Here is a 22,802-nt window from a genome sequence, read left to right as displayed (position 1 = left end):
ACGATGTCGACGATTGCGCAAAGCGCCGCCAGCGCGAACGGTGCCGGACGGAGGCCGTCCAGGGGCCGTAAGGAGTGGCTGCCGGAGGCTTTGCTGTGGCTCGTCACCGCCATGATGATCGGCGCGCATCAGGGCACCGTGCTCACGCTCGCGTTTCCGATGCTGGCGATCCTCACCGGCCTGTGGCTCTATTTCCGCAGTCCCGCGCGCTACATCGGCTTCATGTGGTGGCTGTGGTTCCTGAGCCCCGAAGTGCGGCGTCTCGCCGACTGGACCAAGGGATCGTTCACGCCGACCAGCCTGATCCAGGTCGCGCCGCTCGCGGTGACGATGATCAGCGCGTTGTCGCTGTTGCGCTACTACAAGCTGCTGTCGCAGCGGCGCGGCTTGCCGGTGCTGCTCGTGCTGATGGGGCTCGCGTACGCGTTCCTGATCGGCGTGATGTCGAGCGGGCCGCTCGCCGCCACCTACGACCTCGCAAACTGGCTCTATCCGATCCTGATCGGCTTTCACATCATGGCGCACACGCGCGAGTACCCGAAGTACCGCGACACGATCGTCAATACGTTCATCTGGGGCATGCTGGTGATGGGCGCGTACGGTCTCGTGCAGTTCTTCATCATGCCGCAGTGGGACGCGCTATGGATGCTCGGCTCGCAGATGAATTCGCAAGGCGACCCGGTGCCGATGGGCGTGCGCGTGTTCAGCACGATGAATTCGTCCGGACCGTTCGCGTTCGCGATGATGGGCGCGATGGTGTTCGTGATGGCGGCGACCCACCGGGTGCGCTGGATCGCGGCGGCGCTCGGTTTCTTCTCGTTCGCGCTGAGCCTCGTACGCTCGACGTGGGGCGGCTGGGTGATCGCGTTGCTGATCCAGCTCGTCAAGTCGAACAACAAGGTGCGCTTGCGGATCGTCGCGAGCGCGGTGTTGCTGGCGGGGCTGTGCGTGCCGCTGCTGGCGGTGGGGCCGGTGGCCGACCGGATGCAGGCGCGCCTCACCACCATCGTCAATCTCAGCGACGACCAGAGCTACGCCGCGCGCAACGAGTTCTACGCGACCTTCGCGAAAACCGCATTCACCGATGTTTCCGGCGAAGGGATGGGTGCGACCGGCACGTCGACGAAACTGTCGAACGACGGCGGCCAGCTCGGCCAGTACGGCAACTTCGACAGCGGCGTGATGAACATCCCGTTCGTGCTCGGCTGGCCCGGCACGCTGCTCTACATGTCGGGCATCGTGTGGCTGGTGGTGCGCGCGGTGCTCGCGTCGTTCAAATTGCGTAACGACAAATTCGTGTCCGCGTGCCTGAGCCTGAGCCTCGCGACTTTCGCGATGCTGGTGTTCACCAATTCGCTGGTCGGCACCGGCGGACTGCTGCTTTTCATGAGTGTTTTCTCGATTCTTTCCGCGGTGCATTACGAAAAAATGCAGCGCACGAGGACGCGATTCCACACGCCATTTCAACACGGAGGCACTGATTGAGAGTCGCCATTGTCACGCACGTCGTGCGCCATAACGACGGCCAGGGCCGCGTCAACCACGAGATCGCGCGCGCCGCGCTCGACGAGAACATCGGCGTGACGCTGATCGCGTCGCACGTCGCGCCCGATCTGCTCGCTCATCCGGATGTCCGCTGGGTGCCGGTGAAAATCGGCAAATGGTGGCCCACCAATCTGCTGCGCCAGCAGGTGTTCGCGTTCAAAAGCGCCATGTGGCTGCGCGCGCATCGGCGCGAATTCGACGTGCTGCATGTGAACGGTTTCATCACGTGGATGCCCGCGGACGTCAACACCTCGCACTTCGTGCATAGCGGCTGGTTCGGCAGCAAGTACTACCCGTTCGGGCTCACCAAGGGCGTGTGGTCCGCGTATCAGTCGGTGTATACGCGCTGCAATGCGTTGCTCGAGCGCTGGGCTTACCGGCGCTCGAAGGTGATCACCGCGGTGTCGCAGAAGGTCGCCGACGAAATCCGCGCGATCGGTCTCACGCCGGATAACCGCGTGGAGGTGATTTACAACGGCGTCGATACAGCGGGTTTTGCCGCCGCTTCCGGCGACCGCGCGAAATTCGGCCTGCCCGCCGACGCGTTCCTGCTGCTGTTCGTCGGCGATCTGCGCACGCCGCGCAAGAACCTCGGCACGGTGCTGAAGGCGCTCAAGCATCTGCCCGAGCATGTGCAGATCGCGGTGGCCGGCTATTTGCCGGGCAGCCCGTATCCGGAAGAAGCGAAGGCGCTGGGCATCGCGCATCGCGTGCATTTTCTCGGGCTGGTGAAGGAGATGCCGGTGCTGATGCATTCGGTCGACGCATTCGCGTTTCCGTCGCGCTATGAAGCGATGAGTCTGTCGCTGCTCGAAGCGATGGCCGCTGGCTTGCCGGTGGTCACTGCGCGCACCGCGGGCGGCGCGGAGATCATCACGCCCGAATGCGGAATCGTGCTCGACGATCCGGACGATCCCAAGGCGCTGGCCGGCGCGGTCGCGCGTCTTGCCGGCAACGACGACGCGCGCCGCGCGATGGGCGTCGCCGCGAACGAACTCGCGACCGGCTTCGGCTGGGCACGCATGGCCGCGCAATACATCGCGCTGTACCGGCAACTTGCGGGCGAGCACAAGCATCGCCGGCGCAGCGAAGCGGAGGCCGCGGTGAGCGCGAAGACCGACGCGCTGACGCTCAACACGCTGGCCGGACACAAGGGCGCGGAATGACCGGTTTCGTCCGGAGCGACGCGCTACTTCACACACAACTCTCAGCACGCACAGGGGCAACAACCATGACGACGAGTTCAATCAAATCGCTGCAGATCGGCATGCACTGGTTTCCGGAGCGCGCGGGCGGCCTCGACCGCATGTACTACTCGCTGGTCGGCGCGCTGCCAGGCGCTGGCGTCGCGGTGCGCGGCGTGGTGGCCGGCTCGCCGAAAGTCGCCGAGGACACCGGCGGCGCGATCAACGGTTTCGGCTCCGCCGCGCAATCGCTGCCGCTGCGTTTGATGGCCGCGCGTCGCGCGCTGCGTCACGAGATCGGCCGGTCGCGTCCCGACGTGATTTCGTCGCACTTCGCGCTATACACGTTTCCGGCGCTCGACGTGACGCGCGGCATTCCGCAGGTGTCGCATTTTCAGGGACCATGGGCCGACGAGAGCCACGTGGAAGGCGCCGATTCGCTCGGCCAGCGCGCGAAGCGTTATCTGGAGCAATCGGTGTATGCGCGCTCGTCGCGGCTGATCGTGTTGTCGGATGCGTTCGGCAAGATTCTGACGTCGCGTTACCGGATCTCGCCGGAGCGGGTGCGGGTGGTGCCGGGTTGTGTCGACGTCGAGCAGTTCAATCTGCCGATCACGCCGGCCGAGGCGCGTCTGAAGCTGCAACTGCCGCAAGACCGGCCGATCGTGCTGGCGGTGCGGCGGCTGGTTCGCCGGATGGGTCTCGAAGATCTGATCGACGCAGTGAAGCTGTTAAAGCGCAGCCAGCCCGACGTGCTGCTGCTGATCGCGGGCAAGGGGCGCCTCGAAGGCGAGTTGCAGGCGCGGATTGCCGAGGCCGGTCTGGAGCACAACGTGAAGCTGCTCGGCTTCGTGCCCGATCAGCATCTGGCGGCGCTGTATCGCGCGGCGAACATCAGCGTGGTGCCGACAGTCGCACTGGAAGGCTTCGGGCTGATTACCGTCGAATCGCTGGCTTCGGGCACGCCGGTGCTGGTGACGCCGGTGGGTGGTTTGCCGGAAGCGGTGGCGGGTTTGTCGCCGAATCTGGTGCTGCCGGAGACGGGGGCGAAGGCGATTGCGGATGGGTTGGCGGGGGCGTTGAACGGCACGTTGAAGCTGCCTGATTCGGACGCGTGCCGTGCTTATGCGCGCGCGAATTTTGATAACTCGGTGATCGCGAAACGGGTGGCGTCGGTGTATGCGGAGGCGATTGCGGCGGGTGGGGTGCACTGACCGCTGTCCGAAGATTCAAAATAACGAGGCCTGAATCATGACGATCAGGCCTCGTTTTTTTGCCATTCAAAATGGCGCAAGCCGTCCTTAAGCGACCGCTCACGCGGCCGCCCGCGACCGGTTCAAAACGTCTCGTGATGCTCGTTGCGCCCGAGATCCGCATGAACCATCATGTGGCACAACTGTTCCAGCGTGGTCTCCGGCTTCCAGCCCAGCTTCTCATGGGCCTTGTCCGCACAGCCGATCAGCAGATCCACTTCCGCCGGCCGGTAGAACTTCGGATTCACGCGCACCAGGGTCTTGCCGGTCGCGACGTCGATCCCCGTTTCACGCTCTTCCTTACCCGACCACTCGATCTGATAGCCCGCGGCGCCGAACGCCATCCGCACGAAATCGCGCACGGTCTCCGTACGCCCCGTGGCAAGCACGAAAGTATCCGGTTCGTCGGCCTGCAACATGCGCCACATCCCCTCCACGTACTCGAGCGCGAAACCCCAGTCGCGCTTCGCGCCGAGGTTGCCCAGCTCCAGCACGTCCTGCTTGCCGAGCTTGATCTTCGCGACCGTGTCGGTGATCTTGCGCGTGACGAATTCGCGGCCACGCAGCGGCGATTCGTGATTGAACAGAATCCCGCTGCTCGCGAACAGACCATACGACTCGCGATAGTTGATCGTCGACCAGTGCGCGAACAGCTTGGCGACGCCGTACGGGCTGCGCGGATAGAACGGCGTGTCCTCGCGCTGCGGCACCGCCTGCACGAGGCCGAACATTTCCGACGTCGATGCCTGGTAGTAACGGGTCTTCGGATTCAGAATGCGGATGCCTTCCAGCAGATTCAGCGCGCCGATGCCGGTCACTTCGGCGGTCGTCACGGGCTGGTCGAAGGACACGCCGACGAAACTCTGCGCGGCGAGGTTGTACAGTTCATCGGCTTGTGCGCCTTCGAGCAGGCGCAGCGTCGAGCCGAGGTCGGTCAGGTCGTGTTCGACCAGACGCAGGTTCGGATGATCGAGCACACCGAGCTCACGAATGCGCCAGAAGTTGACCGAACTCGTGCGCCGGTAAGTACCGGTCACCTGATAGCCCTTGTCGAGCAGCAGTTTGGTCAGGTAGGCGCCGTCCTGTCCGGATACGCCGGTGATGATCGCTTTGCGTGGTTGGCTCATGGCTTGCCTTCGATATTGTTAAAAGAAAAAAGAAAAAGCACTCGCGCCAGACGGCGCATTGCATCGGCACATTCGAAAAGCCCATCTCCGAAGCGCGTTTCGCCACGCTTTCCAGCAGCGAACGAAGCAGGCTTCAAAAAGCGCTTCAAGGTGTGCCGCTCAACAGTCGCCGCACCAGCGGATCGACCACTCGAAAATCCTGTTCGGCCTTGAGCCGGTACAAGTCCGGCTTCGGATGCGCGCCGTCGGACATCAGCGTCTTCCAGTCCGGCAGGTTGCTGATGTACGCAAACTGATCGACGAGCGGCACCTGCTGTTCGGCGGCCACACGGCGCGTCATCGCGACCATCGCGGCGAGCCGCGCGTTGAGCCGGTTGTCGGGCATCGGATTCGATGTTTGTAAAACCGGCTGCTTGCCTTGCGCGCGGGCGGTCTTCACCAGCGTCGTCTCGGCCGCGTAGAACTGTTCGGGCGTCTGGTTCTGCATCACTTCGTTGATGCCGTAATTGATCAGCACGATCTGCGCGGACGACGCCGCCAGCCGCTCCTGCCAGGGCAGCCCAGCGGTCGGCCCGGCGCGGCGATTGCCGGTGCCGTCGCGCAACTGCGTGGCCATCGTGCCGCCCACGCCGTAGTTCGTGACCTGCACGCGCTGGCCGTAGTGGGCTTGCAGTTCGTCGCGCAAACCGGTCACCGCGTTCTGCGCCTGCGGGCCGCAGTGGCCGTCGCTGCACGTGATGCCGAGCGTGGTCGAATCGCCGTACGCGTCGATCAGAATCTGCGCGGGCGGCTGACCGGCGGCCCACGCATTCGGTGCGAAAGGACCCAGCGCCGCCGCCGCGCCGGTCAGACTCAGGACGAGCCACGCGCGGCGCTTCATGCACGGCCTTGCGCTTGCGGCGCTTGTGGTGATTGCGAAGCTTGCGAGGCGGCTGCATTGACACCGGCATTTGCCGAAGCCTTCGCGTTACCCGCAGCCGGCCCGTGAATCAGACGCCGCTCGAACGCGAACCACGTGATGCTCGCGTAGGCCAGCGTGATCGCGAGGGCGAGGGCGGCGCTCAGATAACGGTTCAGATGCAGCGGCCACAGCGTGTACAGCACGCTCAGGTGAATCAGATAGATCGTGTAGCTGATGGTGCCGATATAGACGAGCACCGGATTGCACAGCAGCCGTTTGACGATGCCCTTGCTTTGCAGGGCGATGACCACGACGGACGTACAAAGCACCAACGAAACGCTGTAAAGCCCGGCATTCGAAAGCGGCGTATTGGCCGCGCGAAAGCGCGGGTAATGCAGATGCAGCCACGCGAGCACCGCGAGCGCAGCGAAAAAGCCGAGCACGGCCAGACCCTTGAACGGCTCGAGCGCATTGCGATCGCGCCGCACGGCGACCGCGAGCAACGCGCCGGCCGCGAGCAGATCCATACGGAACGGCGTCAGGTAGTAGATCGGCCAGAACGAATCGAACCAGGGCGTTGCGACCGCGCGCAGCACCGGCACGAGCACGATCAACGCGGCGGCCACGTAGCCGAGCACACGCTCGGGCACCAGCAGGATCACGAACGGCCAGAAGATATAGAACTGCTCTTCGACGGCGAGCGACCACAGTACGTTCAGGCTGTCGTGACCGCTCTGGTTGAGCGCGTCGCCGATATTGGTCGCGAAGAACGCATACCACTGCCAGTGCTGCGCCCAGCCGAAACCGAACAGGATCGACGACACCACCATCAGCAGCACATACGGCGGCAGAATGCGGCGCGCGCGGCGCGCATAAAAGTAGCCGAAATAGGACTGCCGACGCGACTTGCGTTCGAGCAGGATGCCGCTGATCAGAAAACCGCTCAGAACGAAAAACAGATCGACGCCCATCCATAGCGGCGCCTTCAGCGCGTGCTGTGCGAATACCGCGAGCACGGCGATGGCGCGCAAACCGTCGAGCTGCACGATGCGGCGGGAGTGAGAAGGCGCTAATGGCGGCGCTGGCAGGGCGCTGGCAGTCATGAACCATCCATGGTGAGAGCGGGTGGGCCGCGGCGAAGGGCCGGGCGGAAGGTTCGCGCCCATAGCGGGACGAACGGCCGCGGCCGCTTCACGTCGTAACGGAAGTGCAATCGATTCTAGGGAAAAGAAAATCGTGAAAAAACGGGAATGAATTGGATAAATGAATCAGATTGCAACAGGGTGTTTCGTTATCCATTCGAAATGGATTTTTATGGTTGGATTGGAGCGCAGAGGCAGTCTGTAAGAAGTGCGGCATACGCCGGCGCGCATCGGTAAAGATGAATGGAAACGCGTTGTAAGACCCGATCCATCCATGCCTGCACCAGGCTGGTTTCGCATTAATCCATTTTTAAATCGATTTCTTTCGCCTGGCTTAAAGCGCTGAATATTTTTGAATTATTTTCGATTTTCGTTGCGGCGTTTTTTCCGCTTAATGTGAGCTGTGCGGATGGTCTCGGTTCGCCGCACGTTCTTGCGCCGCTGCTTCCGGCGGTCCCTGTCGCTCTCTCAATGCAGATTTCGCTGCGCGAGTCGCTTCGCGCAGGCGTTCTGTCTGAACGCGCAGCAACCCGAAGCAATCGTAAGCACCCCGGATTGGAGGAAATACCTTGTCCCGTTTCACGTTCAGAAGCTGGCTCGCTGTGCTGGCATCTGCTGCCGGATTGACCGCCGGGCTGGCTGCCGGATCGGTCAGTCTCGCCGCGCGCGCCGAGACCACGTTGAACGCGAAAACCTCATGGATCGGCAATACCTTCGGTTTCGGCGACGGCACCTGGGCGCAGATCAACATCACCGCGATCGCGGTGGCGCCGGACGGCAAGGTCTATACGAACGCGCCGTGGGACGAAAGCGGCGCCGAAGCAAGCGTGTATCAGAACGGCAAGATGCTCGGCTTCGCGGGCGGCACGCACGGTTGGGGCAATGGCGGCGGCAATGCGGTCGCGATCAATCGCAAGTACGTGTTCGTCGCGATCGCGGTCGGCAACGAGAAAGGGCATCTGGTCGAGCAGGGCGTGTGGCCCGAGAAGGGCAAGCAATGGTTCGGCATTTCGCGGCGGCAGATCACCGATCCGAAACGCGCGGCGCCGTTCCAGCCGGCCGCGAAAGCCGCCGACCCGCACGCGCAACTGGCCGCCGGCTTCCTGATGATGAACGAAGTGCCGACCGGCACGAGCGCCGAGATCGGCGGCCTCGCCGCGAACGACACGACGCTGTTCGCGGCGAACACCGCGCGCGATCGCATCGAGGTGTACGACGCCGAATCGATGCAGCAGAAAACCACATGGAGTGTGCGCGAGCCTGGCCACATCGCGCTCGCGCCGGACGGCACGCTGTGGGTGCTTGCCGGCACGCGCAACGATAAAGCGCCGCATGTCGAGCATTACACGATCACCGGACAGCGCATCGATGAAACCGTCGCGCTGCCAGCCGACACGGTCGCGGTCGATCTTGCCGTGGACGCGCAAGGCCGCGTGCTGATCGCCGACAACGGGCCGCGTCAGCAGGTGCTGTTTTTCCGCAAAAGCAATGGACGTTACGCACAATCGGCGACGCTCGGCGAGCGCGGCGGCATTTTCAGCGGCACGCCCGGCAAGCCGGGTCCGCAGCGTTTCAATGGCCTGACCGGCGTCGGCGTAGACGCGCGCGGCAACGTGTATGTGTCGACCAACGGGATCGGCCCGCGCTACGAGCCGATCGGCGCGGGGCTCGGCGCGACGCTCGAGAGCTACGCGCCGGACGGCAAACAGAACTGGCAGGTGCAGGGGCTGTTGTTTGTCGACGGCGCGTGGATCGATCCGGCGCGGCCCAACAGCGTTTATACCGGCAACAAGCGCTTCGAACTCGATCTGTCGAAGCCTGCGGGGCAGGACTGGAAATACGTAGGTTTCCTGTCGAACCGCTTCAAGTATCCGGACGATCCGGTATTTCACGTCGATCAGTATCCGGGCCTGCCGATCGCCCGCAAGCTGAAGGGTCGCACGTTCCTGTATCTCACGGACATGTACGCGGATCACCTGAAGATCTATCGCTTCGATCCGCAGCACGACGGCGAGACGGCGATTCCTTCCGGCTTCATCGCCGGTCGTGAACGCGCGGTGGCAAGGGTGCCGAATGCGCCGCCGGGCGGCGACTGGATCTGGCGCGACGCGAACGGCGACGGCAAATTCGACGCCGACGAATTCGCGCTCAACACGAGCGGCACGAAGCTCGCGGGCGGCTGGGGCTGGTGGGTCGATACCGCCGGCGACATCTGGCGCACGCGCGACAACAAGGGCATTTACCGCTTCCGGTTCGGCGGGCTGGATCCGAAGGGCAATCCGGTCTACTCGTATTCGAACCTGACGCAGTACCCGGTGCCGCAACCGTTCACCGAACTGCATCGCGCGATCTACGAGCCGGATACCGACACGATGTACGTGACCGGCTACACGCCCGATACGCCGCCCGATCGCGGCTTCTGGAAGGAAGTGGGCCGCGTGCTGGTGCGCTACGACAAATGGTCGAGCGGCAAGCCGGTGCAGCGCTATGCGATCGCGTTGCCGTGGACCACGCAGACCAAACCGATCGCGACGATCATCGGCCTCACCGTCGAAGGGCAGTACCTGTTCGGCGTCGAACCGGTCGGCGCGGTGCATGTGTGGGACAAGGACAGCGGTAAGGAGCTCGGCGTGATCCGGCCCGGCCCGGAAGTGGGCAACGCGTCGGGTTGGGTCGACGTGCCCAACGGGATCAGCGCGGCCAGACTCGGCAACGGCGAGTACCTCGTGTTCGTCGAGGAAGATGCGCGCGGCAAGGTGATGATGTACCGCTGGAAACCGTGATGGAACACGCGGCGTAGCGGTTGTTTCGCAAATGTAGGCAAACCCAGGGCATCCGATGGACAAAGGCATTCTCAAGAACGTAGCGATCAATTTCTTCGGGCTGGTACTGCCGACTTTCGTCTCGCTCGTGACCGTGCCGTCGTATATCAAGCTGCTCGGCGTAGAGCGCTATGGCGTGATCAGTCTCGTGTGGACGCTGATCGGCTACTTCGGGATTCTCGATCTCGGCATGAGCATGGCCGCGCAGAATCACATCTCTAAGGCGCGCGCGTCCGGCGACAAGGACGAGAGCGCGCGCGTGTTCTGGAGCGCCACGTGGCTCAATCTCGCGACCGGCGTGGTCGGCGGATTGATCATCTATTTCGGCGCGTTTCTGTACACCGCGTACTTCACCAAGGTGTCGCCCGAGTTGCAGCACGAGGTGTATATGGCGCTGCCGTGGCTCGCGGTGGCGATTCCGATTGCGAACGTGTCGTGGGTGTTCGCGGGTGCGATCAACGGCGCGGAGCGCTTCGGCGTCTACAACACCAATCAGACGATCGGCACGTTTCTGTTCCAGTTGCTGCCGCTCGGCGCCGCGCTGTGGATGGGCGCGACGTTGCAGAACGTGCTTGCCGCAGCGGTGTTCGCGCGCATTATCGCTGCGATTCTGTTGGGCCGGTCCGCGCTGAAAGTGCTGGAAATCCGCAGCATTCTGCCGCCGCAACTGGGTGTGGCGAAGGGCCTGTTCAATTTCGGCGGCTGGATGCTGATCGCGAGCGTCACCAACATGATCGCCGAGTCGCTCGACCGCGTGATGCTCGGCACCAGCCTCGGCGCGCGTTTCGTCACGTACTACACGGTGCCGCAAAACCTCGTGACGCGGCTGAACATCGTGCCGACCGCGATGGTGCGCACGCTGTTTCCGCGGCTCTCCGCCGTGAGCCGCGCGGATGCCGACACGATCACGCAGCAGTCGCTCGAATTTCTGAACGGCGTGTTCACGCCGGTCGCGCTCGTCGCGATGCTGGTACTCGAACCGTTCCTGCATCTGTGGGTGGGCAACGAAATCGCAACCGTCGCAGCACCCGTGGGGCGAATCATGATCGTCGCCGTGTGGCTCGTCGGCCAGGCGAACGTCACGCGAATTCTGATCCAGTCGCAGGTCAATCCGGCGACCGCCGCGCGCGTCGGCCTGTTCGAACTGCCGCTGTTTGCGGCGGCTTTGTGGTTCGGCATCGGCCATTTCGGTTTGACCGGCGCGGCGATCGCGGTGGCCGGCCGCGCGCTGTTCGACTACGCGGTGCTGTTGCGTCTGTCGGCGATTCGCGCGCGGCAGATCGCGCTCGACATGCTCGCCCACCTCGCTTTTCTGCTGGCGAGCCTCTGGCTTTCCAGCTTCCTGCCGAGTCTCGCTGTGGCGATCGTCGCCGGTGTGTTGATGGTCGGCGCGAACGTCGCCTGGTCGATCACCATGACGCCCGCCTTGCGCGATCTTGCGCGCTCACTGCTGCTACGACTTAATCCGAGGAAAAGCGCATGACTAACGAAGTCCTTGAAAAAGCCGTGCTGCAACGTACGACGAAGAGCGCACTGGCCGAACTGACCACTGTTCCCGGCGTGCAGGCGCCGCCGCGCCGCGTTGCGTTGCGCAGCGGAAAAGCGGTGCGCGTTGCGATCGTGCACGACTGGCTCGTCACCTATGCGGGGGCGGAGAAAGTGCTGGAGCAGATCGTTGCGTGCTTTCCGGACGCGGACCTGTTCAGCCTCGTCGATTTTCTCGACGACCGCAGCTTCCTGCGCGGCAAACCGGTGACCACGTCGTTCATCCAGAAGCTGCCGCTTGCGCGCACCAAATACCGCACCTATCTGCCGCTGATGCCGCTCGCGATCGAGCAGCTCGACGTGTCGGCCTACGACGTGGTGATCTCCAGCAGCCACGCGGTCGCGAAGGGGATTCTGACCGGCCCGGACCAGGTGCATATCAGCTATGTGCATTCGCCGATCCGTTACGCGTGGGATTTGCAGCATCAATACCTGCAGCAGTCGAAGCTGACCGCCGGTCCTAAATCGGCCATGGCGCGGCTGATTCTGCACTACATCCGCAACTGGGATATCCGCACGTCGAATTCGGTGGACGGCTTCGTCGCGAACTCCGATTTCATCGCGCGACGCATCAAGAAGGTTTATCAGCGCGACGCGCAGGTGATCTTTCCGCCGGTCGACGTCGAAGCGTTTTCGCTCTCCACCGACAAGGACGATTTCTATCTGACCGCGTCGCGAATGGTGCCGTACAAGAAGATCGACCTGATCGTCGAAGCATTCGCGAAGATGCCCGAGCGTAAGCTGGTGGTGATCGGCGACGGCCCCGACATGCAGAAGATCCGTGCGAAGGCGGGGCCGAACGTCGAGATCATGGGCTATCAGCCGTTCAAGGTGCTCAAGGAAAAGATGAGCCGCGCGAAGGCTTTCGTATTCGCGGCGGAAGAGGACTTCGGCATCTCGGTGGTCGAGGCGCAGGCTTGCGGCACGCCGGTGATCGCGTATGGGAAGGGCGGCGCGCTCGAAACCGTGCGCGATCTGTCGGAGCCGCGGCCTACCGGCATGTTCTTCGACGAACAGAACACCGAGTCGATCGTCGCCGCGGTGGAGCGTTTCGACGAGCATCGCGCGCGCTTCTCGCCGGTGGATTGCCGCGCGAATGCCGAACAGTTCTCCGCGGCGAATTTCCGCGAACGTTTCTTTGCCCACGTGCGCGCCGCGGTGCCCGCACTGCGTACGGCGACGTTGCCGCCGTACGTGCCTTACAAGGCCGATCCGGCGGCGGCGAACGCGCCGCGTATTCTCGCGGTCGACCAGAGCGGCGTGCTGGGCGGCGCCGAACTGTCGCTGCTGGAAATCGTCAAGGCGCTGCGCGCGCGGATCGAGGTCGTGCTGTTCGACGACGGCCCGTTTCGCACCGAGCTCGCGAAAACCGGCGTGACCGTCAACGTGCTGGATGCCGGTGCGTTGCGCCACGTGCGCAAACAGGGCGGCTCGCTGCCGAAGGGGCAAGCGCTCAAGGGCCTGCTGTCGCTCGTGCGCGCCACCGCGAAACGCGCGCGCAACGCCGACGTGATCTACGCGAACACGCAGCGCGCGATGGTGATCGGCGCGATCGCGGGCAAGCTCGCGAGGAAGCCGGTGGTGTGGCATCTGCGCGATATCGTCAGCCCCGAGCATTTCGGCGGCAAGCAACTGGCGATCATCAAATGGTGCGCGCGCATGGGGCTTTCGCATGTGATCGCCAACTCGGCGGCCTCCGCGCGCGCTTTCGCCGAGCTCACGCAGTTCGACGCGAAGCGCGTGGACGTGGTGTTCAACGGCATTTCCGCCACGCCTTTCGACGCGCTGCGCACGGTGCCGCAAGCTACTTTGCGTTATCACCTGAACCTGCCGCAGGACGCGTTTCTGGTCGGCTCGTTCAGCCGCCTCGCGCGCTGGAAGGGGCAGCACGTGCTGCTCGAAGCAATGGTGCTCAATCCGCACATGCACGCGGTGCTGGTGGGCGCGCCGCTGTTCGGCGAGGATCAGTACGAGATCGAACTGCACGCGTTCGTCGCCGCGCACAACCTCGGCGGCCGGGTGCATTTCCTCGGTTTTCAGCACGATATTCCGGCCTGCATGTGCGCGGTCGATGCGGTCGTCCATACATCGATCACGCCCGAGCCGTTCGGCCGGGTGATCGTCGAAGGGATGCTCGCGCAGCGGCCGGTGGTCGCGGCGCGCGCGGGCGGCGTGCTGGAGATCGTCGACGATCAGGAGAACGGCATGCTGTGCACGCCGGGCGACGCGCATGCGCTCGCCGACACGCTGGCCGAACTGCGCTCGAACGACGAACTGCGCAGAAGACTCGTCAGAAACGGCTATGAGACGGCGCTCAGCCGGTTCGGTACCGAAGCCTATGTCGCGGGTGTCGAGCGGATTCTGAAGCGCGTAGCGGGGCGTTGAAGCGGTTTGGAGCGGAGAGGGTAAGCGGGGGCTTCGACCGGCCCCTGTAGTTAGCGTTCTAGTTAACACTGTGGAGCGATCGTCGTTGCGACGTTCGCTCCTTTTTTTGCGCCGGAGTCAGGGTCGCTCCGGCGTTTCAACCACACCAGTTTCGACCACACGTTATCGCGCGCCTTTCGGCTTGAAACTGGCCGACCACTTCATCGCCGGCAATTCGACCAGCCGGTAAAACACGTAAGCGACCGGCACGGCGACCAGCATGTAGCCGAACGACGGCCAGATCGACATCTGCAGCGACGAGCGGTACAGCAACGACGACAGCAGCACGAAAATCGGCAAATGGATCAGATACAGCGAGAAGCTGAAATCGCCGAAGCGCGACAGCAGCCTTATGCCAGGCGTATCGGCATTGCGCCGCTCCAGCGCCTTGTACAGATAGAACGCAAAGCCGATCGCCCACAACTGGAACGCGCCGTACTGGCCGAAATGGAACGCGGCGCAGCCGAGCGCGATGAAACCGGCCGCCAGCACGTACAGCCATACCGACGAACGCGCATCCGGCGCGCGCTGCGCTCTTCTATCGGCGATCCACGCGCCGAGCATCCACGAAAACCAGTACGACGTGAAGAACTGGATATCGTGGCGCTCGAGCACGTATGCCGACACCACATTGATCGCCGCGACGATCGCCAGCACCGAGTTCATGCCGAGCCGGCGGCGCAATGCGAACAGCAACGGATAGATCGCGTAGAACTGCACTTCGAGCGACAACGTCCACAGCGCGCCGTTCGACCCATACGTTTTGCCCGCCACGCCTTGCAGCGAGAACAGGTTGACGAGAAACGCCTGCAGACCGATCTCGCGAATCTTGTGATTGACCGGCGGCAATTGCAGGCTATACCAGTCGAGCGCGAGCGTGAGCAGCAGCGCCGCCAGCAGCACCGGATAAATGCGCGCGAAGCGGCGCACCCAGAAATTGCCGGCATCGAGCCGGTAGTCGGGATTTTTTGCGAGGCGCAACGCACCGCCGCGATGAATGCAGTACCCGCTGATCACGAAAAAAATCGGCACGCCGGCCGAGCCCCACGCAATCGGGAAGGTCAGATACGCGGCGATCGCATTCAGATTGAACGCATGCCCCATGCTCTGGTGAAACGCCTGCATCCCGACCCACTCGACCTGGCGGCAATGGAAATACGCAACCAGCAGCGCGGCGAAACCCCGCATCGCGTCGATGACATGTTCCTTGCCGGCGCTGTCGGCGCGCGCTTCGCTCTGCGCGCGTCGCGGGTTCGTCGCTCGTGATGGGGAAAGGGGCAGGGATGAGCCGGCGGCATCCAGTGCTGAGTCGCTCATGCGCGGTCCTTATTCTGGGAAAGAAAATGCTTATTCCCGGGGCGCCGTGCGCGCCCGCGGTGCATCACATGCTAGAGCACCGCGGCAGCAAAAAATGGATAAAAAAATGGCAAAACAAATCGTATTGAATGTCTATTTTGTGACGAATTGTAATTGAGTATAACGAGGCGAGACAGCGAATTATTTGCCGCTTTTGTTGTGATAATTTAACTGACGGATTCTCTTGACCCGAGGTGAAGTCATGAACCTGCATCTACTGGCCGGCATTGCCGTGCTGCTGATCCTTGTTGCCGCCTCCGCGTATCGGGAGGCGCTGCGCAACGAGCCGATCCGTCGTTTTCGCATCCATCAGGGCAAGCTGCCGCAGCTCGACGAGAACGAATGACACGAGCCGGCAGGGTCCGGGCGCGGTGCGTGAACCGGCTCCGTCCACTGCGGCTCCGTCTGGAACGGCCCGTAATTTTTTCGTAATTCAGGAAAAATAATTCGATTTGGATACGTAAATGTTGCCTGTTCGGATTTTAATCCGGCATATCTAAAGAGAATGACTTTATTTATTCAAATCCAGAAATATTTCATGCGGGAACTGGCCTGCTCGTCTGGTCGGCTTTGTGCCGACATCGATGGGCTGTCAGCCCTGTGAACACTTAATTTCCAACTATCGGGATTGCCTACCATGCTGAAAGTCACCAAAGCCGTGTTTCCCGTAGCGGGCCTCGGGACACGCTTCCTGCCGGCTACCAAAGCAAGCCCCAAGGAGATGCTGCCGATCGTCGACAAGCCGCTGATTCAATATGCGGTTGAAGAAGCGATCGCAGCCGGCATTACCGAAATGATCTTCGTGACGGGCCGCAGCAAGCGCGCGATTGAAGATCACTTCGACAAATCGTATGAGATCGAAGCCGAACTCGAAGCGCGCAACAAGCAGAAGCTGCTCGACCTCGTGCGCAGCATCAAGCCGGCGAATGTCGACTGTTTCTACGTGCGCCAGGCGGAGGCGCTCGGTCTGGGCCACGCGGTGCTGTGCGCCGAGAAGCTGGTGGGCGACAGCCCGTTCGCGGTGATTCTCGCCGACGATTTGCTGCACAGCTCGAAGCCGGTGATGAGCCAGCTTGTCGATACCTTCAATCACTATCACAGCTCGGTGATCGGCGTTGAAACGATCGATCGCGAAGACAGCCGTTCGTACGGTGTCGTGGATGGCCGCGAGTGGGAAGACAACGTGATCAAGCTGTCGGGTATTGTCGAGAAGCCTGCGCCGGAGAACGCGCCGTCGAACCTCGGCGTGGTGGGCCGTTATGTGTTGATGCCGACCATCTTCAAGCACATCCGCGCGCTGAAGCCGGGCGCGGGCGGCGAATTGCAACTGACCGATGCGGTGCAATCGCTGCTGACCGAAGAGCAGGTGCTCGCATATCGGTACTTCGGCACGCGCTTCGATTGCGGCAGCAAGCTCGGTTATCTGAAGGCGACGGTGGAATTCGCGCTGCGTCATCCGGAAGTGAAGGCGGATTTCGAAGCGTATCTGCAAACGTATTTGCAGGCCAATTTGCAGGCTAGTGTGCCGGCGCAGTATGCGGCTGAGGCGGCTTGAAACGCATAGCGCTTTGGGTACCGGATACTCGAACGAGTGACCGGGGCGCTTTGCGGTGGTCTGACGATTGGTTTGGGCGGTAGACCTCGAGGCGCTGCGGTAGTGGAGTTTTTTGCCCGACGCAGGTTAGCGATATTCGTCAATATCGATCTGGCCGCCGAGCGATTCCATCAGTTGCTGAATGTCGTCCGGCACATCGGGCGCGCGTTGGCCCGATGGGTTGAACCAGAAGCAGGAGAGCCGGACTTGAGCGCCGGCCTCTTGCACGAGTTCTCGAAGTCCGTCGCGGGGAAGGGCAAGGCGAGTGACAAGATACTGAAAATGCGGGGTCAGTTGGTCGCTTTCTACTGCACGCTCACTGCTGAATCTCCATAAGCCTGTGATTCCCAAAGATTGGCTGGTTCTGCCCGACGGCAGGATGAACGGACGACCTTTGACGATGGACATACTCGGAGCCACACCGAAATATTCCGTCCAGAATTCCGGCAATACGGTGTCGCCGGTGATCAGGAGCGAGGCAAAGGCTCCGGCGTTTGGGTTTGTTGGTGTGGGTGGGTTAGGGTGCATAGTCGTGAATACTGTCCTGAAAGATCCGCCCGTTAAATTCCACGTCGCCATTATCGTGAAAAATGCTGTTGTCCGACGGCCTAAGGCCGTTGGCATCCTTGAACTTGTGCAGCATCGTTCCGAATGTTTTGTAGTCGTAGCCGAGCATTCTCGCTGCGAATCGCGGATTGTTCGTGCTGGCCGCCAGTTCTTCCACGTCGGCGCTTATCGCTGCTGGCGTGTAGTGGAAGGGCTTTGCAGCCGCGAGCGAGGTACGCCGATACAGACTGGACGGCGTAACTGTCGCGGACCGAGGGCATGGTGATTCTTGCGCGTTCGGGTTAGAACCGCTCTGGTGAGGCTCGACTTTATCGCCCGGCATAGCGATGACATGGCCATCGCGCACAACCTCGTGTAGGAATCGGATAACTTCTGCGGCGGTTTCAGAACCACATACTCTGCGCAACCCGACTATGCACTGTTGAAGAAAACTGCGCAGACGCCCGACCAGATACGTGTCCGATTGCCACCGATAGTGGCTGCTCATAATAACGATAAGAAACTCTCTGTTGTACTCTGCTACCTTTTGCCCGTCTTCCTTCGGGAAGCGGCATTCATAATCGAATTTATGACATAGGGTGTACGCGCGTCGGGTTCCATCGGCCGCGCGAACGACTAAAACGCCGCGAAGAAACATGCTTAAGTGCATACGCGCCTGCGGCGATCGACCGGGAGTGATAGCGGGTTCCCCAGGTGCATAGTCGTATTCTGCTGTATGGTCACCACTCACCTCCGCTAATTGATCGGAGGCTATCTTAATGACGGGACTCTACCAATCTGTAAAATTTTGTTGTTCTGTTCGAATGTCGTCGCGAGCCTTTCAGGATAAGTCTGGAAATGCGTCACGCAAAGGTATCTATCAACTTCGAGGTCTCCCCAAAGCGCTGCGGACCTAAAGCCCCCGCAAATTAAAAAACGGGCGCCGCGTGATACACGCGGCGCCCGTTTTTCTAACAATCCCCGACTCTCAACCCGAGCCGGCACTCACTCCCACCTCAGCCCTTCTTCACTTCCAACCGGAACTTATGCAGCAGCGGTTCCGTATACCCGCTCGGCTGCTCGCGTCCTTCGAACACCAGCGCTTGCGCGGCCTTGAACGCGATCGTATCGAAGCCCGGTGCCATCGGCTTGTAATGCGGATCGCCGGCGTTCTGCTCGTCGACCACCTTCGCCATGCGCCGGAAAGTTTCTTCGACCAACTCGCGCGCGACCACGCCGTGATACAGCCAGTTGGCGATGTGCTGACTGGAAATGCGCAGCGTCGCGCGGTCTTCCATCAAGCCGACGTTGTGGATGTCCGGCACCTTCGAGCACCCCACGCCCTGATCGATCCAGCGCACCACGTAGCCGAGAATGCCTTGTGCGTTGTTGTCGATCTCGCTGCGGATCTCGTCGTCGTTCCACTTTGCTTCGGCGACCACCGGAATCGTCAGCAGCCCGTCGAGCAGTTCGTCGCGCACCGACGCGTAATCCGTGCGTTCGAGTTCCTGCTGAACCGCCTGCACGTCGATCTGATGGTAGTGCAGCGCATGCAAGGTCGCGGCGGTCGGCGAGGGCACCCACGCGGTGTTCGCGCCGGCCTTCGGATGCGCGATCTTCTGTTCGAGCATCGCGTGCATCAGGTCCGGCATCGCCCACATGCCCTTGCCGATCTGCGAGCGGCCGCGCAAGCCCGCGCTCAAACCGGCCAGCACGTTGCTGCGCTCGTACGCGGCAATCCACGCGCTCGACTTCATGTCGCCCTTGCGCATCATCGGGCCGGCTTGCATCGCCGAGTGCATTTCGTCGCCGGTGCGGTCGAGGAAGCCGGTGTTGATGAACGCGACACGTTCCTTCGCTTCGCCGATACACGCAAGCAGGTTGACGGACGTGCGGCGCTCCTCGTCCATGATGCCCATCTTGATCGTGTTGCGCGGCAGCTTCAGCAGGTCTTCGACACGCGCGAACAGTTCGCTCGCGAACGCGACTTCGGCCGGCCCGTGCATTTTCGGCTTCACGATATAGATCGAGCCGGTGCGCGAATTCAGCTTGTGCTTGCGATCGTGCAATGCGCACAGCGTGGTGATCACGCCGTCGAGAATGCCTTCCGGAATCTCGTGGCCGTCTTTTGTGAGCACGGCCGGGTTCGTCATCAAGTGACCGACGTTGCGGATGAACAGCAGCGAGCGGCCATGCAGCACGACCGGCGCGGTGCCGTTCGCGGCGACATAGGCACGGTCTTCGTTCAGACGGCGCGTGAAGGTCTTGCCGTTCTTCGTGACCTCTTCGGTCAGCGTGCCGTTCATCAGGCCGAGCCAGTTGCGATAGAGCTGGACCTTGTCGTCGGCATCCACGGCCGCCACCGAGTCTTCGCAATCGATGATCGTGCTCACCGCGGCTTCCATCAGCACGTCTTTCACATGCGCGGAATCGGTCTTGCCGATCGAATCGTTCGCATCGATCTGGATCTCGAAGTGCAGGCCGTTGTGCTTGAGCAGCACCGCCGACGGCGCACCCGCGTCACCCTGATAGCCGATGAATTGCGCCGGTGTCGTCAGTTCGCTCTTGCCGTTCTTCAGCGTGACGACCAGCTTGCCGCTGTCGACGCTATACAGCGTTGCATCGACATGCGAGCCGTTCGCAAGCGGCGCGGCCTGATCGAGAAACTTGCGCGCATACGCGATCACCGCGGCGCCGCGCACCGGATTGAAGGCCTTCTGCTTTTCCGCGCCGTTGCTGTCGGGAATCGCGTCGGTGCCGTACAGCGCGTCGTACAGGCTGCCCCAGCGCGCGTTCGCCGCGTTCAGCGCATAACGCTGATTCGACAGCGGCACCACGAGTTGCGGGCCGGCCTGTTCGGCGATTTCGGTGTCCACGTGGTCGGTCGTGGCCTGGACGCTCGCGGGCGCCGGCACGATGTAACCGATCCCTTCGAGGAACGCGCGGTACGCGTGCAGGTCGCGCACCGGACCCGGATTGGCGCGATGCCAGTTGTCGAGTTCGGTTTGCAGGCGGTCGCGCTCGGCGAGCAGCGCACGGTTCTTTGGCGCCAGCTCGTGCACGAGGGCGTCGAAACCCGACCAGAAAGCCGCGCTGTCGAGTCCGGTGCCGGGCAGGGCTTCGGTTTCGACGAACTGGTCGAGATTGGCGGCGACTTGCAGTCCACCGCGCGTGTTCATCTGAGTCATCGACTGCTCCATCTGAATGGGGCCGATGAGGGGGCATCGGCCCGTGGGTGCTATTGAATAGCGTCGTTGTTTTAATGCCGGCGCTCGGGGCGCGCTAGCAGCACTCGTGAGCTTCGTCAGCGCTTGCTGCCCGCTGTGGCTTGCTTATGACCTTTAAGCGGCAACTGCCTGAACACCCGCCTTGGCGACCTGAGCATCCTGATCCGGCTTGACGCCCGAGACGCCGACCGCGCCGACCACCTGGCCGTCGACGATCACCGGCACGCCGCCTTCCAGCGTACCTTGCAGCGGCGCGCTCAGAAACGCGGTGCGGCCGTTGTTGATCATGTCTTCATAGGCCTTGGTTTCGCGGCGGCCGAGCGCCGAAGTACGGGCTTTTTCCGTCGCGATGATCGCGCTGGCCGGGGCGCTGCCGTCCAGACGCAGCATGCCGAGCTGATGACCGCCGTCGTCGACCACCACGATGGCGACGGCCCATTGGTTCTTTTCGGCCTCCGCGCGGGCGGCATCGATGATTCGGGTCGTTTCGGCAACGGTCAGCACGGATTTGCTCAGCATAATGAATTTCCTGTTTCGATTAAGGTAAGGATGCTTCTACCGGACGCTTGCCCGAGGATTTTACGTCCAAGCGAGGCAGGAGGACACGATCGCGTCGCATGGCGGTGTCCGGCGCCGCGCCACGCGATGCCACGCGGGGCCTGTCGCGACCTCTCGCGCTACATCGCGCCATTCGATGACGCGCCGTACAATTGACCTCTCCGATAAAACCCGCGTGCCGCCGCCATCATGCCGACCATCAGCGAACTCTTCGTGTATCCGATCAAATCGTGCGCCGGTATTGCGCTGCGCGAAGCGCGCCTGCTCGCCACCGGCCTCGAATACGACCGTTGCTGGATGGTCACCGATCCGCTCGGTGCGATGCTCACGCAACGTGTCTATCCGCGCATGGCGCTGATCAGGGTGACGCTCGGCGAGCGCGAACTCGTGATCGACGCGCCGGGCATGAGCGAGCTGCGCACGCCGCTCGATGCAGCCGAGCTCGTCGCGCCGGCAAAAGTGGCCACGCAGGTCTGGCGCGATGCCGCTTATGGGCTCGACACGGGCGCTGAATCTGCCGCGTGGTTTTCGGCGTATCTCGGGGTGGAGGCACGTCTGTTGCGCTTCGATCCGCAGCGCGACCGTATCGTCGATCCGGACTACACGGCAGGCCGCGACGTGACCACGCATTTCGCGGACGGTTTTCCGCTGCTGGTGATCGGCCAGGCGTCGCTCGACGATCTGAACGTGCGGCTGAACGGCAAGGGCGCGCCGTCGATTCCGATCGACCGGTTCCGTCCGAACGTCGTCGTGACAGGGCTCGACGCGTATGAGGAAGACTACGTCGAGACGCTGAGCGTGCAGGACGCGAGCGCCGGGGGCGTGCAATTGGTGCAGTTGCAGCTGGTCAAACCGTGCTCGCGCTGTCCGATGCCGACCGTCGACCAGGCGAAAGGCGCGCCCGATCCCGACTGGCCGAACGAGCCGACGGACACGATGAGCGGCTACCGCGCCAATCCGCAGCGCGACGGTGCAGTGACGTTCGGCAACAATGCGATCGTCGCGAGCGGCGCGGGGACCTGGCTGCGCGTCGGGCAGGAACTCGACGCGGAACTGGCTTTCGGCGACTGAACCCCGTGCTAGTGCCTGACGCGGCGGGTCAGCGCCGCGAGGATGATCGGCATCGCAACCGGCTTGACGAAATGATCGTCGAAGCCGGAGCGCAGCGATTCATGGCGCTCCTCGATACGCGCAAGCCCTGTAACGGCCACCAGAGTCGGCGCGGGCGTATCGGCGACATAACGGATGCGGCGCGCCAGCGCGCGGCCGTCGAGGCGCGGCATCTCCACATCGAGCAGTGCGGCGTCGGGATGCCATGCGCAGTATTGTGCGAACGCGTCGAGCCCATTACGGGCGGTGCGGATCTCGAACCCCTGCGCGCTGAAATACAGCACATAGGCTGCGAGCAGATCCGGATCGTCGTCCGCAATCAGCAGGCGTGCAGTATCGTGTGTGGACATCCGGCTTCCCCTGGTTGCGTACCTGATAGTGAGCAAGGAGGGGTCCCGATACAATGTGACACGGATTTTTCGAAATCCGGCATGCGCGCCACACGGGGTTCGTGCTTTTTTACCCGCG

The 22,802-nt window shown here is 62.6% G+C and carries 19 protein-coding genes; 9 read left to right on the top strand and 10 right to left on the bottom strand.

Annotated elements, in window-relative coordinates:
- The first annotated feature begins 3 nt into the window (after positions 1-3).
- The 3 genes from PQQ51_RS14760 (at position 4) to PQQ51_RS14750 (ending at position 3,943) form a co-directional block, all read left to right on the top strand.
- Positions 4-1,485, top strand: a complete 1,482-nt coding sequence (locus tag PQQ51_RS14760; protein ID WP_408497524.1) for a glucose-6-phosphate isomerase — start codon at positions 4-6, stop codon at positions 1,483-1,485.
- Positions 1,482-2,711 (top strand): glycosyltransferase family 4 protein, encoded by a 1,230-nt coding sequence (locus PQQ51_RS14755; RefSeq protein ID WP_408497523.1) that lies wholly within the window; start codon positions 1,482-1,484, stop codon positions 2,709-2,711. The genes PQQ51_RS14760 and PQQ51_RS14755 overlap by 4 nt, the downstream gene beginning before the upstream one ends.
- A 65-nt stretch (positions 2,712-2,776) precedes the next feature.
- On the top strand, positions 2,777-3,943 hold the full coding sequence (locus PQQ51_RS14750; protein WP_408497522.1) for a glycosyltransferase family 4 protein: 1,167 nt from the start codon (positions 2,777-2,779) through the stop codon (positions 3,941-3,943).
- Between the two features lie 122 nt (positions 3,944-4,065).
- Here PQQ51_RS14750 and gmd read toward each other — a convergent pair whose 3' ends face one another.
- From gmd to PQQ51_RS14730, 4 genes are read right to left on the bottom strand one after another with little or no spacing between them, the layout of a single operon-like run.
- Positions 4,066-5,109, bottom strand: coding sequence for a GDP-mannose 4,6-dehydratase (gene gmd / locus PQQ51_RS14745; RefSeq protein ID WP_408497521.1), 1,044 nt, complete (start codon positions 5,107-5,109; stop codon positions 4,066-4,068).
- Complete coding sequence (locus PQQ51_RS14740; protein ID WP_408497520.1) at positions 5,106-5,258, bottom strand: hypothetical protein; 153 nt, start codon at positions 5,256-5,258, stop codon at positions 5,106-5,108. The genes gmd and PQQ51_RS14740 overlap by 4 nt, the downstream gene beginning before the upstream one ends.
- Positions 5,255-5,989: an SGNH/GDSL hydrolase family protein gene (locus tag PQQ51_RS14735; RefSeq protein ID WP_408497519.1), complete on the bottom strand. Its 735-nt coding sequence runs from the start codon at positions 5,987-5,989 to the stop codon at positions 5,255-5,257. The genes PQQ51_RS14740 and PQQ51_RS14735 overlap by 4 nt, the downstream gene beginning before the upstream one ends.
- Complete coding sequence (locus tag PQQ51_RS14730; RefSeq protein ID WP_408497518.1) at positions 5,986-7,113, bottom strand: acyltransferase family protein; 1,128 nt, start codon at positions 7,111-7,113, stop codon at positions 5,986-5,988. The genes PQQ51_RS14735 and PQQ51_RS14730 overlap by 4 nt, the downstream gene beginning before the upstream one ends.
- Positions 7,114-7,721: 608 nt before the next feature.
- On the opposite strand from PQQ51_RS14730, the gene PQQ51_RS14725 reads away from it, so the two are divergent.
- From PQQ51_RS14725 to PQQ51_RS14715, 3 genes are read left to right on the top strand one after another with little or no spacing between them, the layout of a single operon-like run.
- The gene (locus tag PQQ51_RS14725; RefSeq protein WP_408497517.1) at positions 7,722-9,935 is read left to right on the top strand and encodes an NHL repeat-containing protein; all 2,214 of its coding nucleotides are present in this window, start codon (positions 7,722-7,724) and stop codon (positions 9,933-9,935) included.
- A 55-nt stretch (positions 9,936-9,990) separates the two neighbouring features.
- Complete coding sequence (locus tag PQQ51_RS14720) at positions 9,991-11,457, top strand: flippase (RefSeq protein WP_408497516.1); 1,467 nt, start codon at positions 9,991-9,993, stop codon at positions 11,455-11,457.
- On the top strand, positions 11,454-13,904 hold the full coding sequence (locus tag PQQ51_RS14715) for a glycosyltransferase family 4 protein (protein WP_408497515.1): 2,451 nt from the start codon (positions 11,454-11,456) through the stop codon (positions 13,902-13,904). Before PQQ51_RS14720 ends, PQQ51_RS14715 begins: the two co-directional genes overlap by 4 nt.
- A gap of 162 nt (positions 13,905-14,066) precedes the next feature.
- Here PQQ51_RS14715 and PQQ51_RS14710 read toward each other — a convergent pair whose 3' ends face one another.
- Positions 14,067-15,260, bottom strand: a complete 1,194-nt coding sequence (locus PQQ51_RS14710; RefSeq protein WP_408497514.1) for an acyltransferase family protein — start codon at positions 15,258-15,260, stop codon at positions 14,067-14,069.
- A gap of 241 nt (positions 15,261-15,501) precedes the next feature.
- Between PQQ51_RS14710 and PQQ51_RS14705 the strand changes: the two genes are divergently transcribed.
- A complete protein-coding gene (locus PQQ51_RS14705) occupies positions 15,502-15,645 on the top strand; it encodes a hypothetical protein (protein WP_408497513.1) in 144 nt (47 codons plus the stop codon).
- A gap of 291 nt (positions 15,646-15,936) precedes the next feature.
- Positions 15,937-16,854 carry a UTP--glucose-1-phosphate uridylyltransferase GalU gene (gene galU / locus PQQ51_RS14700; protein ID WP_408497512.1) on the top strand — a complete coding sequence of 306 codons (918 nt, stop codon included), beginning with the start codon at positions 15,937-15,939 and terminating at the stop codon, positions 16,852-16,854.
- 126 nt (positions 16,855-16,980) lie between these two features.
- On the opposite strand, the gene PQQ51_RS14695 is transcribed toward galU, so the two are convergent.
- The 4 genes from PQQ51_RS14695 to PQQ51_RS14680 form a co-directional block, all read right to left on the bottom strand.
- Positions 16,981-17,421, bottom strand: coding sequence for a DUF4279 domain-containing protein (locus PQQ51_RS14695; RefSeq protein WP_408497511.1), 441 nt, complete (start codon positions 17,419-17,421; stop codon positions 16,981-16,983).
- Positions 17,411-18,097, bottom strand: coding sequence for a hypothetical protein (locus PQQ51_RS14690; RefSeq protein ID WP_408497510.1), 687 nt, complete (start codon positions 18,095-18,097; stop codon positions 17,411-17,413). Before PQQ51_RS14690 ends, PQQ51_RS14695 begins: the two co-directional genes overlap by 11 nt.
- A 358-nt stretch (positions 18,098-18,455) precedes the next feature.
- Complete coding sequence (locus PQQ51_RS14685; RefSeq protein WP_408497509.1) at positions 18,456-20,627, bottom strand: malate synthase G; 2,172 nt, start codon at positions 20,625-20,627, stop codon at positions 18,456-18,458.
- A 153-nt stretch (positions 20,628-20,780) separates the two neighbouring features.
- The gene (locus PQQ51_RS14680) at positions 20,781-21,185 is read right to left on the bottom strand and encodes a heme-binding protein (protein WP_408497508.1); all 405 of its coding nucleotides are present in this window, start codon (positions 21,183-21,185) and stop codon (positions 20,781-20,783) included.
- Positions 21,186-21,413: 228 nt separating this feature from the next.
- Here PQQ51_RS14680 and PQQ51_RS14675 point away from each other — a divergent pair, with 228 nt between their 5' ends.
- Complete coding sequence (locus PQQ51_RS14675; RefSeq protein WP_408497507.1) at positions 21,414-22,295, top strand: MOSC domain-containing protein; 882 nt, start codon at positions 21,414-21,416, stop codon at positions 22,293-22,295.
- Positions 22,296-22,303: 8 nt separating this feature from the next.
- On the opposite strand, the gene PQQ51_RS14670 is transcribed toward PQQ51_RS14675, so the two are convergent.
- Positions 22,304-22,684 (bottom strand): response regulator transcription factor, encoded by a 381-nt coding sequence (locus PQQ51_RS14670; RefSeq protein ID WP_408497506.1) that lies wholly within the window; start codon positions 22,682-22,684, stop codon positions 22,304-22,306.
- Positions 22,685-22,802 lie beyond the last annotated feature (118 nt).

This window comes from Paraburkholderia xenovorans (genome assembly GCF_046030735.1).
GTDB classification, from domain to species: domain Bacteria; phylum Pseudomonadota; class Gammaproteobacteria; order Burkholderiales; family Burkholderiaceae; genus Paraburkholderia; species Paraburkholderia xenovorans_A.
The sequence above is the reverse complement of the archived record's forward strand: the minus strand, read 5'-3'. Positions and strand labels throughout refer to the sequence as shown.

Bases quoted from the DNA above. Each gene is read 5' to 3' on its own strand.
- PQQ51_RS14695 (WP_408497511.1), bottom strand. From the start codon at position 17,421: ATGCACCCTAACCCACCCACACCAACAAACCCAAACGCCGGAGCCTTT.
- PQQ51_RS14750 (WP_408497522.1), top strand. From the start codon at position 2,777: ATGACGACGAGTTCAATCAAATCGCTGCAGATCGGCATGCACTGGTTT.
- PQQ51_RS14670 (WP_408497506.1), bottom strand. From the start codon at position 22,684: ATGTCCACACACGATACTGCACGCCTGCTGATTGCGGACGACGATCCG.
- PQQ51_RS14675 (WP_408497507.1), top strand. From the start codon at position 21,414: ATGCCGACCATCAGCGAACTCTTCGTGTATCCGATCAAATCGTGCGCC.
- PQQ51_RS14715 (WP_408497515.1), top strand. From the start codon at position 11,454: ATGACTAACGAAGTCCTTGAAAAAGCCGTGCTGCAACGTACGACGAAG.
- PQQ51_RS14730 (WP_408497518.1), bottom strand. From the start codon at position 7,113: ATGACTGCCAGCGCCCTGCCAGCGCCGCCATTAGCGCCTTCTCACTCC.
- PQQ51_RS14690 (WP_408497510.1), bottom strand. From the start codon at position 18,097: ATGTTTCTTCGCGGCGTTTTAGTCGTTCGCGCGGCCGATGGAACCCGA.
- PQQ51_RS14685 (WP_408497509.1), bottom strand. From the start codon at position 20,627: ATGACTCAGATGAACACGCGCGGTGGACTGCAAGTCGCCGCCAATCTC.
- PQQ51_RS14705 (WP_408497513.1), top strand. From the start codon at position 15,502: ATGAACCTGCATCTACTGGCCGGCATTGCCGTGCTGCTGATCCTTGTT.
- gmd (WP_408497521.1), bottom strand. From the start codon at position 5,109: ATGAGCCAACCACGCAAAGCGATCATCACCGGCGTATCCGGACAGGAC.
- PQQ51_RS14710 (WP_408497514.1), bottom strand. From the start codon at position 15,260: ATGAGCGACTCAGCACTGGATGCCGCCGGCTCATCCCTGCCCCTTTCC.
- PQQ51_RS14720 (WP_408497516.1), top strand. From the start codon at position 9,991: ATGGACAAAGGCATTCTCAAGAACGTAGCGATCAATTTCTTCGGGCTG.
- PQQ51_RS14760 (WP_408497524.1), top strand. From the start codon at position 4: ATGTCGACGATTGCGCAAAGCGCCGCCAGCGCGAACGGTGCCGGACGG.
- PQQ51_RS14735 (WP_408497519.1), bottom strand. From the start codon at position 5,989: ATGAAGCGCCGCGCGTGGCTCGTCCTGAGTCTGACCGGCGCGGCGGCG.
- galU (WP_408497512.1), top strand. From the start codon at position 15,937: ATGCTGAAAGTCACCAAAGCCGTGTTTCCCGTAGCGGGCCTCGGGACA.
- PQQ51_RS14680 (WP_408497508.1), bottom strand. From the start codon at position 21,185: ATGCTGAGCAAATCCGTGCTGACCGTTGCCGAAACGACCCGAATCATC.